Annotated in this window: 16 protein-coding genes; 9 read left to right on the top strand and 7 right to left on the bottom strand. The window is 67.9% G+C overall.

Translation table 11 applies throughout. The features are described 5' to 3' along the window. Positions 1–10: 10 nt before the first annotated feature. Positions 11–1,591 carry an amino acid permease gene (locus BBJ41_RS26290; RefSeq protein ID WP_069749161.1) on the bottom strand — a complete coding sequence of 527 codons (1,581 nt, stop codon included), beginning with the start codon at positions 1,589–1,591 and terminating at the stop codon, positions 11–13. A gap of 657 nt (positions 1,592–2,248) precedes the next feature. Between BBJ41_RS26290 and amaB the strand changes: the two genes are divergently transcribed. Then, positions 2,249–3,760: an L-piperidine-6-carboxylate dehydrogenase gene (gene amaB / locus BBJ41_RS26285; RefSeq protein ID WP_069749160.1), complete on the top strand. Its 1,512-nt coding sequence runs from the start codon at positions 2,249–2,251 to the stop codon at positions 3,758–3,760. Between the two features lie 216 nt (positions 3,761–3,976). Here amaB and BBJ41_RS26280 read toward each other — a convergent pair whose 3' ends face one another. After that, positions 3,977–6,421, bottom strand: a complete 2,445-nt coding sequence (locus BBJ41_RS26280) for a DUF3772 domain-containing protein (RefSeq protein WP_069749159.1) — start codon at positions 6,419–6,421, stop codon at positions 3,977–3,979. Positions 6,422–6,849: 428 nt separating this feature from the next. On the opposite strand from BBJ41_RS26280, the gene BBJ41_RS26275 reads away from it, so the two are divergent. The 4 genes from BBJ41_RS26275 (at position 6,850) to BBJ41_RS26260 (ending at position 12,364) form a co-directional block, all read left to right on the top strand. After that, positions 6,850–8,262, top strand: coding sequence for an MFS transporter (locus BBJ41_RS26275; protein WP_069749158.1), 1,413 nt, complete (start codon positions 6,850–6,852; stop codon positions 8,260–8,262). 385 nt (positions 8,263–8,647) lie between these two features. Beyond that, positions 8,648–9,949 (top strand): hypothetical protein, encoded by a 1,302-nt coding sequence (locus BBJ41_RS26270; RefSeq protein WP_083281982.1) that lies wholly within the window; start codon positions 8,648–8,650, stop codon positions 9,947–9,949. 161 nt (positions 9,950–10,110) lie between these two features. After that, positions 10,111–11,223 (top strand): porin, encoded by a 1,113-nt coding sequence (locus BBJ41_RS26265; protein ID WP_069749156.1) that lies wholly within the window; start codon positions 10,111–10,113, stop codon positions 11,221–11,223. 88 nt (positions 11,224–11,311) lie between these two features. Beyond that, positions 11,312–12,364, top strand: a complete 1,053-nt coding sequence (locus BBJ41_RS26260; protein WP_069749155.1) for a nucleoside hydrolase — start codon at positions 11,312–11,314, stop codon at positions 12,362–12,364. A gap of 43 nt (positions 12,365–12,407) precedes the next feature. Here the strand turns inward: BBJ41_RS26260 and BBJ41_RS26255 are convergent, their stop codons facing one another. After that, positions 12,408–13,319 carry a LysR family transcriptional regulator gene (locus BBJ41_RS26255; RefSeq protein WP_069749154.1) on the bottom strand — a complete coding sequence of 304 codons (912 nt, stop codon included), beginning with the start codon at positions 13,317–13,319 and terminating at the stop codon, positions 12,408–12,410. Positions 13,320–13,413: 94 nt separating this feature from the next. Here BBJ41_RS26255 and BBJ41_RS26250 point away from each other — a divergent pair, with 94 nt between their 5' ends. Next, entirely contained in the window at positions 13,414–14,763 is a 1,350-nt protein-coding gene (locus BBJ41_RS26250; protein ID WP_069749153.1) for an NCS2 family permease, read from the top strand. Between the two features lie 44 nt (positions 14,764–14,807). Further along, positions 14,808–15,908 (top strand): adenosine deaminase, encoded by a 1,101-nt coding sequence (add, locus tag BBJ41_RS26245; RefSeq protein ID WP_069749152.1) that lies wholly within the window; start codon positions 14,808–14,810, stop codon positions 15,906–15,908. 28 nt (positions 15,909–15,936) lie between these two features. Here the strand turns inward: add and BBJ41_RS26240 are convergent, their stop codons facing one another. Then, entirely contained in the window at positions 15,937–16,395 is a 459-nt protein-coding gene (locus BBJ41_RS26240; protein WP_069749151.1) for a nuclear transport factor 2 family protein, read from the bottom strand. 166 nt (positions 16,396–16,561) lie between these two features. Here BBJ41_RS26240 and BBJ41_RS26235 point away from each other — a divergent pair, with 166 nt between their 5' ends. Continuing rightward, positions 16,562–16,909, top strand: coding sequence for a DUF2314 domain-containing protein (locus BBJ41_RS26235; protein ID WP_069749150.1), 348 nt, complete (start codon positions 16,562–16,564; stop codon positions 16,907–16,909). Positions 16,910–17,183: 274 nt separating this feature from the next. Here BBJ41_RS26235 and BBJ41_RS26230 read toward each other — a convergent pair whose 3' ends face one another. Continuing rightward, a complete protein-coding gene (locus BBJ41_RS26230) occupies positions 17,184–19,412 on the bottom strand; it encodes a penicillin-binding protein 1A (RefSeq protein WP_069749149.1) in 2,229 nt (742 codons plus the stop codon). A 97-nt stretch (positions 19,413–19,509) separates the two neighbouring features. After that, positions 19,510–21,054: a MocR-like pyridoxine biosynthesis transcription factor PdxR gene (pdxR, locus tag BBJ41_RS26225; RefSeq protein ID WP_069749148.1), complete on the bottom strand. Its 1,545-nt coding sequence runs from the start codon at positions 21,052–21,054 to the stop codon at positions 19,510–19,512. A gap of 125 nt (positions 21,055–21,179) precedes the next feature. Between pdxR and BBJ41_RS26220 the strand changes: the two genes are divergently transcribed. Beyond that, positions 21,180–21,818: an FMN-binding negative transcriptional regulator gene (locus BBJ41_RS26220; protein WP_069749147.1), complete on the top strand. Its 639-nt coding sequence runs from the start codon at positions 21,180–21,182 to the stop codon at positions 21,816–21,818. A 60-nt stretch (positions 21,819–21,878) separates the two neighbouring features. Here the strand turns inward: BBJ41_RS26220 and BBJ41_RS26215 are convergent, their stop codons facing one another. Then, on the bottom strand, positions 21,879–22,460 hold the full coding sequence (locus BBJ41_RS26215; protein ID WP_069750381.1) for a thioredoxin family protein: 582 nt from the start codon (positions 22,458–22,460) through the stop codon (positions 21,879–21,881). Positions 22,461–22,668: the final 208 nt, after the last annotated feature.

Here is a 22,668-nt window from a genome sequence, read left to right as displayed (position 1 = left end):
ATGCGGGCCGTCAGGCGCCCGGCGTCGGGTTGGCCGGACGGGCGACGTAGCCCGCGTAGCCGGTTTCGGCCTGCGGTGCGGGTTCGGGCGTCGCGTTGCGTTCGATCCACGGCGCGATCTCCATGTCCTCGTAGCGCACGAGGCGGCATTTGCGCACGAGCGCGTAGCCGAGCCAGATCACGAGGAAGAACGGCAGGCCGATGTAGGTCGCGGCGACGCCGACCCAGTCGATCTTGTCCGCGAGGAACGCCTGGTAGTCCTGGCCGAGCGCGACGATCGCGCACAGCGCGAACGCGAACAGCGGACCGAACGGGAACCACTTCGAGCGGTACGGCAACTGGTCGAGCCGGTAGCCTTGTTTCAGGAAACCCTTGCGGAACCGGTAATGGCTGACCGCGATGCCGAGCCACGTGATGAAGCCGGCCATGCCCGACGTGTTCAGCAGCCACAGGTAGACCGTCTTGTCGCCGTACAGCGACGTGAGGAAGCACAGCGCGCCGATGGCCGTCGTCGCGTACAGCGCGTTGCGCGGCACGCCACCAGGAGACAGCTTTGCGAACAGCTTCGGCGCGCGGCCCTCGACCGCGAGGTTGTAGAGCATCCGTGTCGACGCGTACATGCCCGAGTTGCCGGCCGACAGTACGGCGGTGAGGATCACCGCGTTCATCACGCCGGCCGCGAACGCGAGGCCCGCGTGGCGGAACACGAGCGTGAACGGGCTCACGCCGATGTCGGTCACGTCGCTTTTCAGCAGGCTCGGGTCGGTATAGGGAATCAGCACGCCGATCACGAAGATCGCGAACACGTAGAACAGCAGGATGCGCCAGAAGATCTGGCTCACCGCGCGCGGGATCGTCGTGCGCGGGTTTTCCGATTCGCCGGCCGCGACGCCGATCATTTCGGTGCCCTGGAACGAGAAGCCCGCGATCATCGCGACGCCGAGCATCGTCGCCCAGCCACCGGCGAACGGCGCGTCGCCGATCGTGAAGTTGCCCCAGCCCGCGCTCGGGCCGCCCTGCATGATCCCGAAGATCATCAGCAGGCCGATGCCGACGAATGCGAGCACCGTCAGCACCTTGATCAGCGCGAACCAGTATTCGGCTTCGCCGAAGCCGCGCACCGACAACGCATTGAGCGCGAAGACCAGCGTGAGGAACAGCGCGCTCCACCAGACGCCCGGCACATGCGGAAACCAGTAGTTCATCACGAGCTGCGCGGCGACGAGCTCCACCGCGAGCGTCACGGCCCAGCTGTACCAGTAGTTCCAGCCGAGCGCGAAGCCGAAGCCTTCGTCGACGAACTTCGCGCCGTAGGTTGCGAACGAGCCCGACACCGGCATGAACGCGGCCATCTCGCCGAGGCTCGTCATCAGGAAGTACACCATCAGGCCGATCAGCATGTACGCGAGCATCGCGCCGCCAGGGCCGGCTTGCGAGATCGACGCGCCGGACGCGACGAACAGGCCCGTGCCGATCGAGCCGCCGATCGCGATCATGCGCAGATGGCGGGCCTGCAGCGCACGGTGGAGGGACGGCTTCGCGGGCGGCGAGCCGGACGGAAGGGGCGAATCGGGGCGGGCATCTGAATGCATGGCGGGCGCTGGGCGCTGTCTCCGGAATTGTTTTTCGCTGACGAAGCGCGATGCGTTGCCGGCCGCGGGCCGGGCAGCGGCGGTGCCGCGCGGGAACGGCCCGGATGCACCGGGCCGCGACGCGTGTCGCCTTCGTCTGTCGTCCGGCTGCGATCGCGGCGGCCGGCGGCGCGCCGGGTGCGTTGCACCTCGACGTGGCACTGATTGTGTGTGCCCGATGCATGGGCGGCAAACGATATTTCCGCACAGGGTGATGCAGCTTTGTCATCAACTTGTGTCGCGTTCAGACGTGTCTCGCGGCCCGGTCAGCGGCTTTGGAAAGGTCCGATATCCGTGCGGAAGCACATCGGTTTGCCCCACCGAGTTGTTGCGTTTTGGGAATGAAGTCGTGAGTTAATATCAATAGCGGCCCGACTTGTGGCCACCGACAATGTGTTTCATGGATCGTGCTTCGCGAGGCGGGAGCGCGCCGTCCGGCCGGGCTTTCCGGCGGTGGCGCAGCGCGATGCGCCGTGCGGCGCAGCGCGATGCGCCGTGCGGCGCAGCGGGCCTGCCGAGTTGCGCATCCGCTTGCACAGGGCGCGCGAACGCGCTCCAATCGAATCACGCGGGCGGCGCTGCCGCCGCACCGATCAATCTGTCCCTGAAGAGGAAGTGATGCAATTCAACGACATTCTTGCCGCGCTCGATATCGATCTCGCCCAGTGGAAAGGCAATGCGCTGACCGCGCGTTCGCCGCTCGACGGCGCGACGCTCGCGACGCTGGCAGTCGACTCGCCGGCCGACGCGGAACGCAAGATCGACGCCGCGCACGACGCATTCCTCAAGTGGCGCACGGTGCCGGCGCCGGTGCGCGGCGAACTCGTGCGCGTGTTCGGTAACGTACTGCGCGAGCACAAGGCCGAGCTCGGCCGCCTCGTCACGCTGGAAGCTGGCAAGATCACGTCGGAAGGTCTCGGCGAAGTGCAGGAAATGATCGACATCTGCGATTTCGCGGTCGGCCTGTCGCGCCAGCTTTACGGCCTGACGATCGCGTCGGAGCGCCCGGGCCACCGGATGATGGAAACGTGGCACCCGATCGGCGTGTGCGGCGTGATTTCGGCGTTCAACTTCCCGGTCGCGGTGTGGGCATGGAATGCGGCGCTCGCGTTCGTGTGCGGCGACCCGGTCGTGTGGAAGCCGTCGGAAAAGACGCCGCTCACCGCGATCGCATGCCACGTGCTGCTCCAGAAGGCGCTGCGCGAGTTCGACAAGACGCATCCGGGCGTCGCGCCGGAAGGGCTGAGCCAGCTGGTGCTCGGCATGCGCGATGTCGGCGAGGTGCTGACGTCGTCGAAGAAGGTGCCGGTCGTCAGCGCGACGGGCAGCGTGCGCATGGGCACGGAAGTCGCGAAGGTGCTGAGCCAGCGTCTCGCGCGCGGCATCCTCGAACTCGGCGGCAACAACGGGATGATCGTCGCGCCGAGCGCCGACCTCGATCTCGTCGTGCGCGCGGTCACGTTCGCGGCGGTCGGCACGGCCGGCCAGCGCTGCACCACGCTGCGCCGCCTGATCGTGCATCGCAGCGTCGTCGAGCAACTGCTGCCGCGCATCGAGAAGGCCTACGTGTCGGTGAAGGTCGGCAACCCGCTCGAAGAAGGCACGCTCGTCGGCCCGCTGGTCGACCGCGCGTCGTTCGACGCGATGCAGAAGGCGCTGGCCGATGCACGCGAGCAGGGCGGCGAAGTGAAGGGCGGCGAGCGCGTCGACGTCGGTCATGCGGATGCGTACTACGTGCGTCCGGCAATCGTGCGGATGCCGAAGCAGTCGGCGGTGGTCGAGCGCGAGACGTTCGCACCGATCCTGTACGTGATGGTCTACGACAACTTCGAAGACGCGATCGACCTGCACAACGCAGTGCCGCAAGGCCTGTCGTCGGCGATCTTCACGAACGACGTGCGCGAGGCCGAGCAATTCATGTCGGCAGCGGGCAGCGACTGCGGGATCGTCAACGTGAACATCGGCACGAGCGGCGCGGAAATCGGCGGCGCGTTCGGCGGCGAGAAGGAAACGGGCGGCGGCCGCGAGTCGGGTTCGGATGCGTGGAAGGCATATATGCGCCGCGCGACGAACACGATCAACTACAGCCGTCAGCTGCCGCTGGCGCAGGGCGTGAAGTTCGACGTGTGAGGTCGGGCGGCGCGCATTGCGCCGCCTGATGGTGAAACGGGCCGGTTGCCGCGATGCGGTGCCGGCCCGTTGTGTTTGGGGAAAGGGAATCGCGCCGCGTTCGCGGTATTCGGGAATCCTGATCCGGGCCGGTGATGAATGGGCGGGCTGCGGACGATGCCGCCAACCTTCGCATCGACCGCAGGCAGCCGGGTTAGCTCGAATGCATCCGGCGCGTCACTTCTCCACCGTCGGCATGTTCTGCACGACCAGCATCTGCGGGCTCGACAGCGTGATCCCTGCCGCGCGCAACTGCTTCAGGATCTCGAACAGCAGATCGCTCTTCGTCGAACTCGCGATTCGCGGGCTTGCGACGTAACCCGTCACGCTCAGCGTGATCCCGTCCGGCGTGAGCTGGCTGAACGTCACCGACGGCGCCGGCTTCTCCAGAATCGCCTGATGTGCGCGATACGCTTCGAGCAACAAGTCGCGCACCTGCTCGGGATCGGTGTTCAGCGGGAACGTCAGCACCAGCGTCGCGACGCCCTGCGTGCTGTTGCCCATCGTCACGTTGCGCAGGTTCTGCGAGATCAGTTGCGAGTTCGGCACGATCACGGTCGAGCGGTCGCTGAGCTGGATCTCGGTCGCGCGCACGTTGATGCGGCGGATGTCGCCTTCGACGCCCGCGATGCTGATCATGTCGCCCACCTTCACCGGACGCTCGGTCAGCAGGATCAGCCCCGACACGAAATTCTTCACGATCTCCTGCAGGCCGAAGCCGATACCGACCGACAGCGCACTGACGATCCACGCGAGATTGTTCCACCTGACGCCGAGCAGCCCCAGCGTCATCAATACGAGCAGCACGTAGCCGACGTTGGTGAACAGCGTGATCAGCGACACGCGCATGCCCGTATCCATGCCGAGCGCGGGCATGAACTCGCCGTCGAGCCAGCGGCGCAGCGAGCGCAGCAGGTAGAAGCCGATCGCGAAGCCGATCACGGCGTTCAGGATCCGGTCCGGCATGATGTTCAGGCTCTGCAGCCGCTGGCTGCCGATCATCGCGACCGCGCTGTCGAGCAGGTCGCCCGGCGTCGTGCCGAAGCCGCCCGTCAGCAGCGCGATGGCTGCGATCAGCATCAGCAGGCTCGTGCCGAAACCGGACAGGACCGTGCGCGCCTGGTCGAGGTGGCGATCCTCGAGCGCGAACAGGTGCTTGATCTGCTGGCCCGTCGACAGGTTCGCGGAGAACAGGCTTTCGCTCGCGTCGCGCGTCAGCTGGATCAGGATATAGGTCGCGCACAGCACGATCTCGAACCAAACGAGTTCGTAGGTGATGAAGCGCGCGACCGTGATGTAGCCGATCAGGAGCGCGACCAGCGAGGCGACGATCGCCAGCGTGACGCCGGCATGGATCAGCCCGGCGAGCGTCGAGCGCTGTTCGGGCGCCTCGCCGGCCGCCGCGAGCGCGCTGCGCGCGCGGTTCGAGCGCAGCAGCGACGCGCCGACCGTCAGCGCGACGACGAGCGAGACGATGCCGCGGCCGAACAGCGTGACCGACAGGCTGGTGTCGACGATCCGGTTGATCGATTCGAGCGTGCCGGACATCAGCAGCAGCGCGGCCAGGATGCCGGGGAACGGCTTCATCGCGAGCGCGACGGGATCGGCGAGCGCCGGCAGGCGCCACGACGGATGCTTCGTGCAGAGCAGCGCGCGGCCGAGCCCGGCAATCAGCGCGCAGGTCGCGGCGAGCTTCGCGAACTGGTCCCACAGATCGGTCAGCGGCGGCGTGAGCTCGTAGTGGCGCGCGACGGCGAGGTAGAGGATCTGGACAGCAAATGCGGTGGCCAGGAAGGTCGACAGCGCGGCCGACAGCGCCAGCGCGCTGCGCCGCAAGCGAGTGGGCGGCAGGCGGTCCAGGCAGAGCCACGCGAACCCGCGCTCGATGAGCCGGCGGCCGCCGATCCATACCGCGAATGTGGCAATCAGCAGGAGCACGGTGATCGTGCGCTGTCCGGGCACCCACGACGAGCGGAACATGTCGCGCAGTTCGTCGTCGAAATCCTCGAGCCGTTGACGGTCGTCCGGCGACAGATGGAACAGCGGCAGCCAGAACTCCGCGCTGAAGATGCCGCCCGAACGGAACGCGAGCTGATTCTTCAGCAGGCTGCGATGCAGCTTCGAGAACTGCTCGGTCAGGTTCGTGAGACTGGTCTTCTGGTCGGCTGCCTGCTTCAGCGCTGCATCGATCTGCGTCTTGCGCGCGTTCAGCGCCGCGCGCTGTTTCGCGACGGCCGGCGCTTCCGGCGCGGCACCCTCGGCCGGCGCCGGGCCGAGCACGTCGAGTTGCGCCTGGACCTGCGCGCGTTGCGGCGCGAGATCGCTCTGGAGTTTCGCGACATCGGTGCTCAGTTCCTGCGCCGAGTCGTCGAGCCCGTCCAGCTCCTTGCTGTTGGGCGCGGTCGTGGTCTGCTGCTTGATGCGGTCCAGCTCGGCCTGCATCTGCTTGAGCTGCGCGACGGCATCGTTCAGCGAGATCGCCGGGACGGACGCGTCGGTGCCACTCGCGCCGGGGGCGGAAGCGGCCGCCGGAAACGCCGACGCGGTCGCCACCGCCGCGAACTGCAGCAGCGCGATCATCAAGATTCGGCGGGCGTAGAGAGATAGTCGTTGTATGGACATGGAATGCTTACGATTTGCCGACAATTTCGCTGACCGAAAGGCTTGCGATAGCCGGCGGTTGGCCCGACAAGCATGTTACCGGGGCGCGGGGGCGGCGGTTGCGTCGATCGTGTCCGCCGGTTGCGACGGGCCGGGCGGTGCGGGCAGGCATGAAATCGCGCCGCGCGCCCCGCTTGACCGGGCTGGCGTCGCTCCCGACCCGGGCGCGCGATGACCGATTCTCGCCGGGCAACCCTTTCAGATCCGACAGACGGTTACGCAATTTACACATAATCCGGCGCGGAAACCGGGGGGCCGAATCGCCGGCCCGGCTTCGCGCGCGCACGCGTTCCGGGTGTACCTGCCAGTACAATGCAGCGATTCGCACGGCGGCGGCCCGACGGCCGCCGGACAACAAGTACACGACACGAACAGGAGACGCGCCCAAGATGGCCTCAACGGACAGCCTCACATCCCCCGTTTCTTCACCCGTCGACCCCGGCTCCATCTCGGCTCGCCTCGACCGCCTGCCGCCGACCCGCACCGTCTGGAAACTCGTCGTCCTGCTGAGCCTCGGCTTCTTCTTCGAACTCTACGATCTGCTCTACAGCGGCTACATCGCGCCGGGCCTCGTGAAAAGCGGAATCCTCTCGGCGACGACGCACGGCCTGTTCGGCACCACGGGTGTCGCGAGCTTCATCGCCGCGCTGTTCTCCGGGCTGTTCATCGGCACGATCGCATGCGGTTTTCTCGCCGACCGCTTCGGCCGCCGCGCGATCTTCACGTGGTCGCTGCTGTGGTACACGGCCGCCAACATCGTGATGGCGTTCCAGGACACCGCGGCCGGGCTGAACTTCTGGCGCTTCGTCGTCGGTCTCGGCCTCGGTGTCGAGATGGTGACGATCGGCACGTACATCTCCGAGCTCGTGCCGAAGCAGATCCGCGGCCGCGCATTCGCGTGCGAGCAGGCAGTCGGGTTCGTCGCGGTGCCGGTGGTCGCGTTCCTGGCTTACCTGCTCGTGCCGCACGCGCCGTTCGGCCTCGACGGCTGGCGCTGGGTCGTGCTGATCGGCGCGCACGGCGCGCTCTTCGTCTGGTGGATTCGCCGCGAACTGCCGGAAAGCCCGCGCTGGCTCGCGCAGCAGGGCCGGGTCGACGAAGCCGACCGCATCATGCGCGCGCTCGAAGCGAAGGTCGAAGCCGAGTACGGGCGGCCGCTGCCGCCGCCCGCGCCGGCCGAGCCGGTGCCGCCGCGCGGCAGCTTCCGCGACATGTGGGTGCCGCCGTATCGCAGCCGCACGATCATGATGACGATCTTCAACGTGTTCCAGACGGTCGGCTTCTACGGTTTCGCGAACTGGGTGCCGACGCTGCTGATCAAGCAGGGCATCACGATCACGTCGAGCCTGATGTATTCGAGCGTGATCGCGCTCGCGGCGCCGATCGGGCCGCTGATCGGCCTCGTGATCGCCGACCGCTTCGAGCGCAAATCGGTGATCGTCGCGATGGCCGCGGCGATCGTCGTCTGCGGGCTGCTGTTCAGCCAGACGACGGTGGGCGCATTCCTGATCGTGCTCGGCATCGGCCTCACGCTCGCGAGCAACATCATGTCGTACAGCTTCCACGCGTATCAGGCCGAATTGTTCCCGACGTCGATCCGCGCACGGGCCGTCGGTTTCGTCTATTCGTGGAGCCGCTTCTCGGCGATCTTCTCGTCGTTCGTGATCGCGGCCGTGCTGAAGGGCTTCGGCACCTTCGGCGTGTTCGCGTTCATCGCGGGCGCGATGGTGATCGTGATGGCCGCGATCGGGCTCATGGGGCCGCGCACGAAGGGCATCGCGCTCGAAACCATCTCCCGCTGATCCACGGTCTTGCACGCGTGCCGCAGGGCTCATGCGGCATGCGTGCAAGGTAATCGCCTGCGCGCGTCGCTCACCCATATGATTTGGCATGCCAAGCAATTAGGCGGAAGCGACCCGCGATGCGGCAAGCGAAAGCCGCCTGTTCGCCGGCCTGAAATACATCAACGAAGCAGGTTGCCACGCAACGAAGCCGCGAACCGCAACGAGTTGCAACAAAGCGTGACGAAGCGCAAATCCGCCGCGAAACCGCGACTTCCGGCGCTGCCGATTCCTGGATGGACGCGTAGAATGGAAAGTCTGACGACTCATTAGCCGCCATCGGACCGCACGCGTTGCAGCAGCGAACGGCTCCACCGCGAAGAGGCGTCGGCGCCGGGCGCACACGATGCGCCGGACGTGTCGATGGCTCACGCGGAAGATGCGCCGCTCGCACCAGCACCGTGCGGCGGCCGGATCGGCCGATGGCTTCGAACCTATGATGCTTTCCGACCTGACGCGGCAATTTGCGAAGCCGCGTTGCCTTATCCGCGCAGCCGTCGCATCCATGTGGCTCGCTGCCGCGCTGCCGATTTCCGTTCTTGCCGGGCAGCCTGCGTTGGCCGCGTCCGACGTTCCGTCGTCCGCTGCTACGCCATCCTCATCAGTTGCTTCGCCCACGTCGGCGGCTTCCCGCGTGCATCCGGCTTCGGCTGCGCATGCGACGTCGGGGGCGTCGGCGGTGCAGCCCGAACCCGCAGCGTCGCACGCGCATCATGCGGAGCCTGCGAGTACGGCGTCGGGCGCATCGGCGGCTTCCGCCGCGTCCACCGCGTCGCCTGCATCGGCCGCTTCGGCCACCGCCGCCAGCGAGGCCGAGGCGCCTGCGCCAACGCCGCCGCGCCGGCATACGCCGTTGTCGGCTGAAGAAGCGCAAAGCGCGACGGCGCGCGCGATCGACCTGCGCAAGCGCTTCGCGCAGGAAGTCACGCGACGCCTGAACGTGCCCGCTAGCGAGCAGCGCGCCTACGGCGCGCGTCTGCAGACGGCGCTTGCCGACGCCGACCTCGGCGATCTCGCCGGCGAATACGTCGCGATGGTCGACCGCGCGCCGAACGTGCAGGCGCTGTTCATCTACTTCCGCGCGACGCCGGCCAATGCATGGCTGATGATCGGCGCGTCGCCGGTCGGCACCGGGCTGCCGGGCAAGTACGACCATTTCCTGACGCCGCTCGGCGTATTCCATCACTCGCCGGACAACATGGATTTCCGCGCGGAAGGCACGACGAACGAGAACGGCATTCGCGGCTACGGCCGCCGCGACATGCGCATCTACGACTTCGGCTGGGTGGACGGCGAACGCGGGTGGGGCAAGGGCGGCGTGTCGCCGATGCGTTTCCAGATGCACGCGACCGACCCCGACCGCCTCGAATCGCTGCTCGGCATCCGGCACTCGAAGGGATGCGTGCGGATTCCCGCGTCGCTGAACACGTTCTTCGATCGGCACGGCCTGCTCGACGACGACTACCAGGCACGCGTCGAGGCCGGCAAGTCGCTGTGGGTGCTGCGCCGCGATCGCGACATCACGCCGATCGCGGGACGCTACCTGGTGGTGATCGACAGCGCACGAAAGGCCCGCCCGGCGTGGTCGCCATTGCCGGGGCGCAAGGCGTGGTCGAAGCTGCCGAAGAACGGCGACACGGCGGACTGACCGCCGGCCCGGCAAGCGCGGAAGCTACGCCGATGAGAATAAATCCGTTTTATTGATACATAAGAAAAGCAAACTTTTATTATCCGATCGGGATTCGTATAGTCGAGCCCAGTTTCGCGGAACCCTGCCGCGCCTGGACCACCACCGACCACACGACCCGCATGAAAACTCTCTACAAGCTCGCCCCGCTCGCGATGCTCGGCGCCTTCGCGACCCATGCCTGCGCGCAAAGCAGCGTGACGCTGTACGGTCTCATCTCGGCCGGCGTCGGGTTCGCGACCAACCAGGGCGGCAAGAACGCCTGGCAGGCGCTGTCCGGCACGAACCAGAACCCGCGCTGGGGGCTGAAGGGCAAGGAGGATCTCGGGCAGGGGCTGTCCGCGATCTTCCAGCTCGAGAACGGCTTCAACGTGATGACGGGCACGGCCGCTCAGAACGGCCGCGAGTTCGGGCGCATGGCCTACGTCGGCCTTGCCGACCGCACCTACGGCTCGCTGACGTTCGGCCGCCAGTACGATGCGATCCACGACTACATCGGGCCCGTGATCATCGCGAGCAACGGCGTGAACATCGGCGACAACGACAACGGCTACAACGACATCCGCGTGCAGAACTCGGTGAAGTACGTGAGCCCCGTCTACTACGGCCTGAAATTCACCGCGCTGTACGGCTTCAGCAACGCGACGGGCTTCGCGAACAACAGCGCGTACAGCTTCGGGCTCGGCTACGAGCGCGGCCCGCTGCGCTGGAGCGTGGTCTATGCGCAGTACAACCATCCGTACAGCAGCACGAACCAGGACGGCGCGATCGCGAACGACTATGCGTCGCCGCTGCTGATCTTCAGCAAGAGCGCGACGTCGCCGGCGGTGTACGCGAGCCGGCAGCGGATCACGGGCACCGGCGGCTTCTATACGATCGGCCGCGCGCAGTTCGCGGCGATGTTTACCGACGTGCGCTACGATTACCTCGACAATTCGCACCTGCATTTGCAGAACCTCGGCGTGAACGTCGTCTACACGATGACGCCGCAGCTCTTTCTCGGCGCCGCGTATGCGTTCACGAACGGCAAGTACGACGTGATCGACAAGCGCCCGCGATGGCACCAGGTGAACCTGCAGGCCGATTACTACCTGTCGAAACGCACCGACGTCGCGCTGACGGTGATCGCGCAACAGGCGGCCGGCGACGCGGACCACGCGCAGATCTTCGCGTACGCGCGCTCGACCAACACGCGCCAGATGATGGCGACGCTCGGCGTCCGGCACGTATTTTGAGCGCCCCCGAACCTGCCGCTTCGCGCCAGGCCCCCCGACGGGGGCAGGCAAACTCGAGGCGGCCCGGCGTTTTCCCGAGAGAACAACGATGACCCATCCGATCGCATCCCGCCGCACCTTCCTGAAGCTGTCCGCCGCGCTGGCCGGCACCGCGCTGTTGCCGGAAAGCGGCGCATTCGCGGCCGGCGGCGACGCCGCGCGCCGCACGGTCATCATCGACACCGACCCCGGCCAGGACGACGCCATCGCGATCCTGTTCGCGCTCGGCGCGCAGGACCGGCTCGACGTGCGCGCGCTGACCGCGGTTGCGGGCAACGTGCCGCTCGACCTCACCGAACGCAATGCGCGGATCATCCGCGACTGGGCCGGCCGCACGAAGACGCTGCCCGTCTACGCAGGCTGCCCGCGTCCGCTCGTGCGCGAACTCGTGACGGCCGCGAACGTGCACGGCAAGACGGGGCTCGAAGGCGTCGAGTTGCACGAGCCGCGTGCGCCGCTCGCTGCCGGGCACGCGGTGTCGTACCTCGTCGATACGTTGAGTCGCGCAGCGCCGAACAGCGTGACGCTGTGCGCGCTCGGCCCGCTGACGAACATCGCGACCGCGCTGGTCGAAGCGCCGCAGATTCGCGGCGCGCTGCGCGAAATCGTGCTGATGGGCGGCGCGTTTTTCGAGCGCGGCAACATCACGCCGGCCGCCGAGTTCAACATCTACGTCGATCCGCAGGCGGCCGACGTGGTGTTCGGCAGCGGCGTGCCGATCGTCGTGCTGCCGCGCGACGTCGCGGTGAAGGCGCCGATCACCCCGGCGCGCGTGGCGCCGTTCCGTGCGCTCGGCAATCGCTGCGGCGCGATCGTCGCGGACATCATGACGGCCGAGCTCGCGTACAACAAGAAGCGGCGAGGTGTAGAGGACGCACCGATGTACGACCCGACGGCGGTCGGTTATCTCGTCGATCCGACGCTGTTCGGCGGGCGCAAGGTGAACGTGGTGGTCGAGACGACCGGGCAGTGGACGCTCGGCGAAACGATCGTCGACTGGAACGGGCGCAGCGGCCGCGCGGCGAACGCGACGTGGATCAACGAGGTCGACGCGGACCGCTTTTACGCGACGCTCGTCGAGCGCATCGCGAAGCTGCCCTGAACGTACGAACGACCGAACGGGCGGCCGCGCGCGAAACGAGGAATCAGATGTGCTTCGCGATCCACTCGCGGCAGGTGCGCACGTGCGGGCCGCGATCGTCGCCGGCGAGCGAGATCAGCGAGATCGCGCGCGTGACGCGCGGTTTCTCGACGCGCAGCGCGACGAGCTCGGGATCGTGCAGATGCATCGTGTAGAGGCTCGGCAGCACGACCGTCGCGAGACCGTTGCGCGCGAGCGCGTAAAGCGGCTCGGTGTATTCCATCCGGTACGTGACGTTCAGGCGCAGCTTCTCGGCGCCGCCGGTGCGATGCAGCGATTCGCTGACGCTGCCGCGCACGAACACCGCGAGTTCGCGATCGACGAGCTTCGCCCACGTGACGCTCTTCGCGCCCGCGAGCGGATCGTCATGCCGCACGACGATCACGATCTCGTCCTCGAAGAGCTGCTGGTAGCGCAGCGTGCCGTCGTCGCTGTCCGGTTCGCGCACGCCGATGCCGAGATCCGCGACGCTGTCGCGCACGGCCTCGACGAGCGCACTGTTCGGCAGGTCGGTGAGCGTGAAGCGCAGCGTCGGGTGCGTGCCGCGCAGCGCGTTGAGCGCGGGCAGCAGGCGGCCCGCGACCGACGGGATGAAGGCGATCCGTACGGTCTGGATGCGTTCGCCGATGAGGCGCGTCATGTCGTCGAAGGTGCCGCGCGCCTGGTTGAGCAGGCGTTCGGCGAGCGGCAGCACGGCCTCGCCGGCGGAAGTCAGCGTGAGCCGGTGCGCGGAGCGCGCGAACAGGCGCCCGCCGAGCAGGAACTCGATCTGGCGGATCGACGCGGTGAGCGCGGGCTGCGTGAGCGACAGCGCCTGTGCGGCCTGCGTGAAGCTGCGGGCATGCGCGAGCACGACGAAGTGCTGGACTTGCCGCAGCGTGAGCGCGGGCAGCAGCGACGAACGGTCGGACGACATCGGGAATTAGCGGTCGGGGTGCGGTACGCGGCAGTATAAGACCGCGCCGCGCGAACCGACACAGGACAATAATCGGTATCACAGGAGAACCACCATGTCAGCGACTGACACGATGCCGGCGCGCAAGCCGGCCAACTGGCTCGAACGCCGCTTCGCGCTCGCCGCGCGCGGCACGAGCGTGCGCACCGAGACGATCGCGGGCGTCACGTCGTTTCTCGCGGCCGCGTACCTGCTCGTCGTGATCCCGTCGCTGCTTGCCACCGGCGGCATGGAGCGCGGCGCGGCGACGACCGCGACGATCATCGTGTTCGTGCTCTTCACCACGCTGATGGGGCTCTACGCGAACCTGCCGTTCCTCGTCGGCCCCGGCATCGGCGGCTCGGTCATCATCGGCGTGACGCTCGCGACGACGGAGCACGTCGGCTGGCAGACGGGCCTCGGCATCGCCTGCGTGTCGGGCGTGCTGTTCTTTCTGCTGACGATTCTCGGCGCACGCGGCGTCGTGATGAAGCTGATTCCGGTGCAGATCAAGCTCGGGCTCGGCGCGTCGATCGGGTTGTTCGTCACGATGCTCGGGCTGCGCAATGCGGGGATGGTCGTCGCGAACGCGAAAACCAACGCGTTCGCGCTCGGCGATTTCTCGCGGCCGGGCGCGCTTGTCGCGCTGATCGGTCTCGCGGTCGCGATCGTGCTGCAGGCGCGCAAGGTGCCCGGTGCGATCCTGATCGCGATCCTCGCCGCGGCTGCAGCCGGCGTGCCGCTCGGCGTCACGCACCTGCCCGCGTCGTTCGTGTCGCTGCCGCACAGCATCGCGCCGATCGCGTTCAAGCTCGACATCGGCAGCGCGCTGAGCCTCGCCGCCGCGCCGTACCTGTTCGCGTTCTTCGCGGCGGAGTTCTTCTCGACGCTCGGCACCGCGCTCGCGGTCGGCGCGAAGGCGAACCTGCTCGACGAGCAAGGCAACCTGCCGAACATCAACCGGCCGTTCCTCGTCGACTCGCTCGCCGCGACGATCGGGCCCGTGTTCGGCATCCCCGCGCTGACCGCGCTGATCGAATCGGCGGCAGGCGTCGAGGCGGGCGGGCGCAGCGGGTTGTCGTCGCTGGCCGCAGCCGTGCTGTTCGCCGCGATGCTGCTGTTCGTGCCGGTCGCGCTCGCGATCCCGAAGGAGGCCACCGCACCGGCGCTGATCCTGATCGGGCTGTCGATGTTCGCGACGATCCGTCATACGCATTTCGACGATTTCACCGATGCGCTGCCCGTGATGTCGATGGTGCTGCTCACGCTGATGTCGAACAGTTTCGGCACCGGCATTGCCGGCGGGCTGCTGTGCTACGTGCTCGTCAAGCTGCTGGCCGGCCGCTGGCGCGACGTGTCGTGGGGGCTCGTCGTGCTCGCGATTCCGCTCGGCTATTACTTCTGGACCGTCGTGAAGCCGCACTGAGAGACGGCTTTCACGATGCAACTGCACTACCCAAAGAGATCGACATGAAGGGAACACCAGGCAACGTCCCGGCCGCGCGCACGGGCATCGACATCACGCCGGCCCATCGGGCCTTCTTCCGCGCGCTGCCGAAAGTCGAGTTGCATTGCCACCTGCTCGGCGCGGTGCGGCACGACACGTTCGTCGCGCTCGCGGAGCGCAGCGGCGCGCCGATCGAGCGTGCGGAGATCGACGCGTTCTACGCGCGCGGCGAGAAGCCGGTCGGCGTGCTGCACGTGCTGCGCGCGCTCGACAAGTATCTGCTCACGCAGCCTGACGACCTGCGGCGGATCGCATACGAGTACCTCGAAGATGCGGCCGCGCATAACGTTCGGCATGCGGAATTCTTCTGGAATCCGACCGGTACGGTGCGTGTGTCGGGTATCGCGTATGCGGACGCGCAGGCCGCGATCGTGACGGCGATTCGCGACGCCGCGCGCGACTTCGGGATCGGCGCGCGCCTGATTCCGAGCATCGACCGCGAGCAGGACCCCGACGAGGCGGTTGCGATCGTCGAATGGATGAAGGCGAACCGCGCGGACGAAGTCGCGGGGCTCGGCATCGACTATCGCGAGAACGACCGGCCGCCCGAGCTGTTCTGGAAGGCGTATCGCAACGCGCGCGCGGCGGGCTTCCGCACGACCGCGCATGCGGGCGAGTTCGGGATGCCGTGGCGCAACGTCGAGACGGCCGTCGATCTGCTGCAGGTCGATCGCGTCGATCACGGCTATACGATCGTCGACAACCCGGAGCTGTGCGCGCGTTATGCGGAGCGCGGGATCGTCTTCACGGTCGTGCCGACGAATTCGTATTACCTGCGCACACTGCCGCCGGAGCAATGGGCGGAACTGCATCCGATGCGCAAGATGCCGGGCCTCGGGCTGAAGATCCATCCGAACACCGACGATCCGACGCTGCACAAGGTCAATCCGAGCGAGGCGTGGGAGCTGATGTTCAGCCACTTCGGCTTCACGATCGCCGAGCTGAAGCAGTTCATGCTGAACGGGATCGACGGCGCGTGGGTGGACGACGCGACGAAGGCCGCATGGCGTGCCGCGTGGGCGCCGGAGTTCGACGCGCTGGCTGGCACGCTCGCTGCGAGCTGACCGCACGTGTTTTACGTCGGCCGGCGCGTCAGCCGGCCGATGGCTCGTTCGGAATCGGATTCAGATGGCGGCTCAGGTCGCCCGCGAAATCGAACAGCGTGTAGTCGCGGAATGAAAAGCGCCACACGCCGTCGACGCGTTCGAACGCATCGTGATAGCGGCCCGCGGCGATCGGCTGCAGCGCGAGGCCGTCGACTGACTGCAGCACCGTGTAGTTCGAGCGCGCCGTCGCGCGATGCGTGGCCTCATCGATCTCGATGATCGGATTGGTGACGACATGCTTCGTGCGCGGCGTGCCGCACGCGTAACGCTTCACGCTCGCGCTGAACAGCGCGAGCAATTCTTCCGCGCCGATCGTCGGCGCGCCTTCCTTCGTCTTGATGCGCGCATGCCGGAACAGCTCGGCGACGCCCGGCAGGTCGCCGGCATCGAGCCGCTCCGCGTAGAGATACAGCAGGTTCGCGATGTCGACTGCGCTTGGGGTCATGGAGCCTCCGTCATCGATGGACGATCACGGAGATGGTGCGCGGCGCGTGGCGGGCCCGCTTCGTCCGGGTGGACTAATTCGACACGCTGCTGCGCTAGTATGGCGCTTCGATCGCGGCACAATCGGGCATGCCCGGCCGCGCCGTTCAGGCTACAGGACGAAGAGCATGACGACACTCGCACGGATGGATACCGACGGCTGGGAACTCGACGATGCGGACGCGATCGCCGCCGAGCATCCCGATACGTTTCATCTGCCTTCGCGCGCGCAGCGCGACGCGGTCGAGGCCGATGCGCTCGTCAAGCTGATCTTCCGCATCTCGACCGTCGATGAGCACGGACACACCCAGGTCAACGTCGAACGCATGTGGGTTTGCGTGATCGAGCGCGCCGCCGGGCACTGGATCGGCGAGCTCGACAACCAGCCCCGTTGTACGGACGACATCGCACCGGGCATGCGCGTCGCGTTCGACTCGCGGCATGTGATCGATATCTGGGGCGTGGACTGGGAATAGCACGGCGCGGGCATCCTGCCCGTTCACGGCTGAAACGACGAAACCGACAGCAACGACGACGAGGGCGACCCTTTCGATGGGCAATCGAGGGCGAGCACCGGGGGCTGCTCGGCCGCGACGGGCAGTGGCGCGCGTGGCCCGAATGCACGTCGCTCGACCGGTCGCCGGAGCGCGGCGCGTTCCGGGCGGAACGCGCCGGGAAGGTCGGTCTCGTCGACGTGACGATGAAACGGGCAGCCGTCATGCCGGCCGGCGTTGCCTGCCGGCGCGGCGATCAGCGGAAAAACCTCAACCAGTCAAACAGGCCGGAATGCTGCGGGCGCCGTCTCGGCGCCGGCGCGCTGCGCGGCCGGAAGTCGGGCGAGAACTGCGCGCGCGGATCGATCGCACCCGCGCGCAGCGCCGCATCGTAGAACGAGCCGACGATCGGCAACGCGCTGTGCGCGCCCGCACCCCAGTAGTCGCTGCGCAGCGTCACGCTGCCGTCGTCGAAACCGACCCACGCGCCGGCCACGAGTTGCGGATGCATCAGGATGAACCAGCCGTCCGCGTTGTCCTGCGTCGTACCCGTCTTGCCGGCGACGTCGATACGGATGCCGTAGCGCGAGCGGATGTCGGCGCCGGTGCCGCGATCGACGACGTCGCGCATCACGTCGACGAGCGTTTGCGCGGCGGCCACCGGCAGCGCGCGTTCGGGCGGCGCGCTGCCGAACGCGGCGAGCACCTTGCCGTCGCGATCCTCGATGCGCGTGATCATCTGCGGCGCGACGTACACGCCGCGATTCGCGATCGTCCCGTATGCGGACACCATCTCCTTCAGCGTGACCGGGCTCGTGCCGAGCGCGAGCGACGGCACCGCATCGAGCGGACTGTCGCGCACGCCCATCGCGCGCGCGAGCTGCGCGACCTTCGCCGCGCCTTCACGCTGCATCACCTGCGCGGTGATGCGATTGCGCGACAGCGCGAGCGCGTCGCGCAGCGTCATCGGCTCGTCCGTCGGCGGCTCCGCATCGGTCGGGCGCCAGATCGCACGACCGTCGATCGGAATCGCGACGGGGCGGTCGATGAACGTATCGCCCGGCCGCATGCCGTCCGCGAACGCGGCGCCATAGACGAACGGCTTGAACGTCGAGCCCGGCTGGCGCCGCGCCTGCGCGACGTGATCGAACGGCTCGCTGCCGAAATCGGGGCTGCCGACCCACGCGCGGATCGCACCGTTGCGCGGATCGATCGCGACGAAGCCGGCCTGCACCTGCGTCTTGCGCTCGCACAGCGCGCGCATGAACGCGCGGTTCGCGCCGAGCTGCTTCAGCGCGGCGACATCGGCGAGCCCGGCGTCGCGGGCCTCGCGATAGTCGGGCGTCTGGCGGATGAAGCCGCGGAACAGGTCGTTGCGCAACCCGCAGCCGGACGGGCCGCGCCATACGCTGTCGGCAATCGCCTGCAACTGGTCGGTCTGCCGGGTCAGCGCCTGCGTCGCCATGTCCTGCAACTGCGCATCGAGCGTCGTGCGCACGACGAGGCCGTCCGAGTAGAGATCGTAGTTGTTGCGGTCGGCCCACGCGATCAGCCACTTGCGCAGCTGCACTGCGAAGTGCGGGGCCGGCCCGGGCTGCGCGGTCTGCGGCTCGAAGTCGACGCGCAGCGGCCGGCGCTGCAGTTTTGCGAGCTGCTGCGGCGTCAGCATGCCCATCTGCGCCATCCGGCCGAGCACGATGTTGCGCCGCTGTACCGCGCGCTCCGGGTTCAGCACCGGGTTGTAGTAGCTGTTGCCCTTCAGCATCCCGACGAGCGTCGCGCTTTCGACGATGTCGAGCTGGTTCGCCGATTTGCCGAAGTAGGTGCGCGCGGCCATTTCGACGCCGTACGCGTTGTACAGGAACGGCACGGTGTTCAGGTAGGTCTCGAGAATTTCGTTCTTGCTGTAGACCGTCTCGATCTTGAAGGCGGTGATCAGCTCCTTCACCTTGCGCGTGAGCGTCGGCGCGCGGCCGACCTCGTCCGGGTACAGGTTGCGCGCGAGCTGCTGCGTGATCGTCGAGCCGCCCTGGCGGCTGCCCGAGAACGTGTGCAGCCCGGCCGCGAGCGTGCGGCGCCAGTCGATGCCGTGATGGTCGTAGAAGCGATGGTCCTCGGTCGCGATCAGCGCGTCGACCATGTGCGGCGAGATCTGCTTGAGCGGCACCCATTCGCGGTTGACCGGCCGGAATTCGGCGATCACCTGGCCGTCGGCCGACAGCACGCGCGCGGGGCGGTCGATGCGCGCCTTGCGGATGTCGCCGATGCTCGGCGTGAACGGGATGAACGCGAGCAGCACCAGCAGGCCGAGCACCGGTATCGCGGCGAGCGTCAGCGCCACGCCGCGCCGCGTCGGATGACGCAGGCGATGCAGCACGCCGGCGCACAGTGCGCGGGCGCGCGCGCGGCAGGCGGCGGCGAGCGGCGCGAGGCGGGTGCGGCAGCGGGTCCACGAGTCTCGAAGAAACGGCACGAAGCGATTCACGGCGGCAGGGGCGTGGACGGAAGAGGCGCGATCCTAGCAAACGGCGCACGCGTGCCGGCGGTCGAAACGGCGTTTTGCTTGCAGGATTTACAGACAATTACGTTTGTTGCCCGCGGACAACCTTTTGCGGTGCAAACGGCCGCGATTCTCCCGACGAATGTCCGGACGATGCGACTACGTCCGCGAGCCGCTGCGCGGCGGCTTCCATCTGCGCGCGGCCGAATCCGCCGAAGCCGAGCACGAGCCCCGGGCGGGCCGTGCCCGGCGCGAACATCGGCGACACCGCGCGTACCGCGACGCCGGCTTGCGCCGCGCGCGCGACCACGTCGAGATCGTCGATGTCTGGCGCGAGCCACAGCACGACGTGCATCCCCTGGTCGCCCGGCTGCACCCATGCGAGCTCGCGCGGCAGCCGCGCGCCGAGCGTGTCGATCAGCAGCGCGCGCTGTTCCGCATACACGCCGCGCACGCGGCGAATATGGCGATCGAGATGGCCTTCCGCGATGAACGCGGCCAGCACGTGCTGGTCGGCGGTCGGCGCATGGCGGTCCATCAGCACGCGCGCGCCGCAGAACGCGGGCACGAGATCGCCGGGCGCGATCACGTAGCCGAGCCGCAGCGACGGAAACAGGATCTTGCTGAACGTGCCGAGGTAGATCACGCGGTCGGGGTCGAGCCCCTGCAGCGACGGGAACGGATAACCTTCGTAGCGCAGCTCGCTGTCGTAATCGTCCTCGATCACCCAGGCGCGCTGCGCGCGTGCCCATGCGAGCAGCGCGTTGCGTCGCGCCATGCTCATCGGCATGCCGAGCGGGTACTGGTGCGACGGCGTGACGAACGCGGCGCGCGCGTGCGGCGCGATGCGGATGCCGGCTTCGACGTCGATGCCGTCGGCGTCGACCGGCACGCGCACCATCGCGTCGCGCCGCCCGGTGCTTTCGAGCAGCGCGGTGATGCCGCGATAGGCCGGATTCTCGACCCACGCCTGATCGTCCGCGCCGAGCAGCACCTGGCTCGCGAGGTGCAGCCCCTGCTGCGTGCCGCTCGTGATCACGACCTGGTCGGCATGGCAGCGCACCGAGCGCGACCGGCGCACGTAATCGGCGATCGCTTCGCGCAGCGGCAGCGCGCCCTGCGGATCGGCATAACCGGACGGCGCGCCGGCGCCGCGTGCGCGCAGGCGGTTGCCGAGCCGGCGCCAGATGTCGTCGGGCGCGGTGAGGCCGACCGGCACGGAGATCGCGAACGGCATGGCCGGCAGCGGCCGGAATTCGCGGGCGATTTGCGCGAAGGTGGCGGCGGGTTCGGGCAGCCCGGCGTGCGCCGCGCGTTTGCGGGCGACGGGCGGTTCTTCGACGGGCGGCGGTTCCGCGAGCGCGTTCGCGACCCGCGTGCCCGCGCCGCCGCGCGATTCGAGAAAGCCTTCGGCGATGAGCTGCGCATACGCATCGACGACGGTGCCGCGCGCAACCTGCAGCGCCGCCGCGAGCAGCCGCGTGGACGGCAGCGTGTCGCCCGCGCGGACGTCGCCGCGGCGCACGGCTTCGCGCAACGCCTGCGCGAGCTGGCGGCTCAGGTCGCCGGCGGCGCGGTCGAGCGCGCCGAGCGACGGGATTTCGACGATCCGGGCCGTTCTTGCCATGATTCTGGTCTGCTGAAATTGTTCCAAACCGGCTCTACAGCATAAACCAGTTTGCGGTCACAATCGGCGGATGACGGGCCCCGGGCCCGCGCTTTTTCCGAACCCCGCACGACCGTGGAGCCGACATGTACGTCCCTGCCCATTTCGACGAATCCCGCCCCGAAGTGCTGCACGAGCTGATCGTGCAGCACCCGTTCGGCAGCCTGATCACGCACGGGAAGAACGGGCTCGACGCGAACCACATTCCGTTCGAGCTGCTGCCGGGCGAAGGCGCGCTCGGCGAACTGCACGCGCACGTCGCGCGCGCGAATCCGATCTGGCAGGAGGTGGCGAACGGCGACGAGGTGCTCGTGATCTTCCGCGCCGGCGACGCGTACATCTCGCCGAACTGGTACCCGAGCAAGCACGCGGCGCACCGGCAGGTGCCGACGTGGAACTACGTGGTCGTGCATGCGTTCGGCCGCATCACGGTGCGCGACGACGAGAAGTTCGCGCGCGGCGTGGTCGCGCGGCTGACGCGCACGCACGAGGCGTCGCAGCCGGTGCCGTGGAAGATGGGCGATGCGCCGACGGATTATCTCGACATGATGCTGCAGTCGATCGTCGGGCTGCAGATCGAGATCACGCGGCTCGTCGGCAAGCGCAAGCTCGGGCAGAACAAGGCGGTGGAGGATATTCGCGGGGCGGGCGACGGGCTGATCGCGGAAGGGAACGTCAAGATCGGCGAAGCGATGCTCGCCGAGGCCGACGCGAAGCGCGAGTAAGCATACGAATCAACGGGCAAGACCCGCGCGAGCGCCGGCACGCGCCCGCGCGCCGGCCCGTTACTGCGTGCGCGTCGCGCCCTTCGCCGTGTCCCCCGCCTGCGCGAGCGCACTGCGAATCGCCGCCTCGGTCTTGTCGTAGCCGCCTTCGCCGTAGCGCGTATAGACGACCTTCCCGCTCGCATCGATCAGGTACAGCGCGGGCCAGTACTGGTTCCCGTACGCGCGCCACGTGTCGTAGCGGTTGTCCTGCGCGACCGGATACTGGATGCCGAAGCGCTTGATCGCATCGCGGACATTGCCCGCATCGCGTTCGAACGGATATTCGGGCGTATGCACGCCGACCACGACGAGCCCCTGGTCGCGATACTTCCGGTCCCAGTCCTTCACGTACGGAATCGTGTGAATGCAGTTGATGCACGAGTACGTCCAGAAATCGACGAGCACGACCTTGCCGCGCAACTGGCCGAGCGTCAGCGGCGCGCTGTTGTGCCAGCGGTCGATGCCCGTGAAGTCGGGCGCGGGCGTGCCGGCCAGCGACGTCTGCATGCCCGCGTCGTCGCGGGTGCCGGCGAAGGCGGCGAGCCCGGCCGTGGCGGCGAGGGCGATGACGAGGGCGGCGGTCTTGAGTCGGGTCAGCATGGCGTTCTCCTGATCGGGAGGCCGCCGCTCGGGCGCGGCGGCCGACGGGTTTCGACAGGCCTCATTGAGCCGCGCCGACGTATCTGCGATGTGTCCGGCGAGACGCGCGTGTGCAATGTTGTGTGTCGTCACGGCGGCGCGATACATTGGGATACAAACGCGTGCCCGTCGTGCGGTATAACAGCGGACATCGCCAGCCCGAACCCAC

Source organism: Burkholderia stabilis, assembly GCF_001742165.1.
Classification (GTDB): Bacteria; Pseudomonadota; Gammaproteobacteria; order Burkholderiales; family Burkholderiaceae; genus Burkholderia; species Burkholderia stabilis.
The sequence above is the reverse complement of the archived record's forward strand: the minus strand, read 5'-3'. Positions and strand labels throughout refer to the sequence as shown.

Coding starts and splice junctions, on each gene's coding strand:
- add (WP_069749152.1), top strand. CDS start 14,808: ATGAAGGGAACACCAGGCAACGTCCCGGCCGCGCGCACGGGCATCGAC.
- BBJ41_RS26220 (WP_069749147.1), top strand. CDS start 21,180: ATGTACGTCCCTGCCCATTTCGACGAATCCCGCCCCGAAGTGCTGCAC.
- BBJ41_RS26265 (WP_069749156.1), top strand. CDS start 10,111: ATGAAAACTCTCTACAAGCTCGCCCCGCTCGCGATGCTCGGCGCCTTC.
- BBJ41_RS26255 (WP_069749154.1), bottom strand. CDS start 13,319: ATGTCGTCCGACCGTTCGTCGCTGCTGCCCGCGCTCACGCTGCGGCAA.
- BBJ41_RS26215 (WP_069750381.1), bottom strand. CDS start 22,460: ATGCTGACCCGACTCAAGACCGCCGCCCTCGTCATCGCCCTCGCCGCC.
- BBJ41_RS26290 (WP_069749161.1), bottom strand. CDS start 1,591: ATGCATTCAGATGCCCGCCCCGATTCGCCCCTTCCGTCCGGCTCGCCG.
- BBJ41_RS26240 (WP_069749151.1), bottom strand. CDS start 16,395: ATGACCCCAAGCGCAGTCGACATCGCGAACCTGCTGTATCTCTACGCG.
- BBJ41_RS26275 (WP_069749158.1), top strand. CDS start 6,850: ATGGCCTCAACGGACAGCCTCACATCCCCCGTTTCTTCACCCGTCGAC.
- amaB (WP_069749160.1), top strand. CDS start 2,249: ATGCAATTCAACGACATTCTTGCCGCGCTCGATATCGATCTCGCCCAG.
- BBJ41_RS26280 (WP_069749159.1), bottom strand. CDS start 6,421: ATGTCCATACAACGACTATCTCTCTACGCCCGCCGAATCTTGATGATC.
- BBJ41_RS26270 (WP_083281982.1), top strand. CDS start 8,648: ATGCGCCGGACGTGTCGATGGCTCACGCGGAAGATGCGCCGCTCGCAC.
- BBJ41_RS26260 (WP_069749155.1), top strand. CDS start 11,312: ATGACCCATCCGATCGCATCCCGCCGCACCTTCCTGAAGCTGTCCGCC.
- BBJ41_RS26250 (WP_069749153.1), top strand. CDS start 13,414: ATGTCAGCGACTGACACGATGCCGGCGCGCAAGCCGGCCAACTGGCTC.
- BBJ41_RS26235 (WP_069749150.1), top strand. CDS start 16,562: ATGACGACACTCGCACGGATGGATACCGACGGCTGGGAACTCGACGAT.
- pdxR (WP_069749148.1), bottom strand. CDS start 21,054: ATGGCAAGAACGGCCCGGATCGTCGAAATCCCGTCGCTCGGCGCGCTC.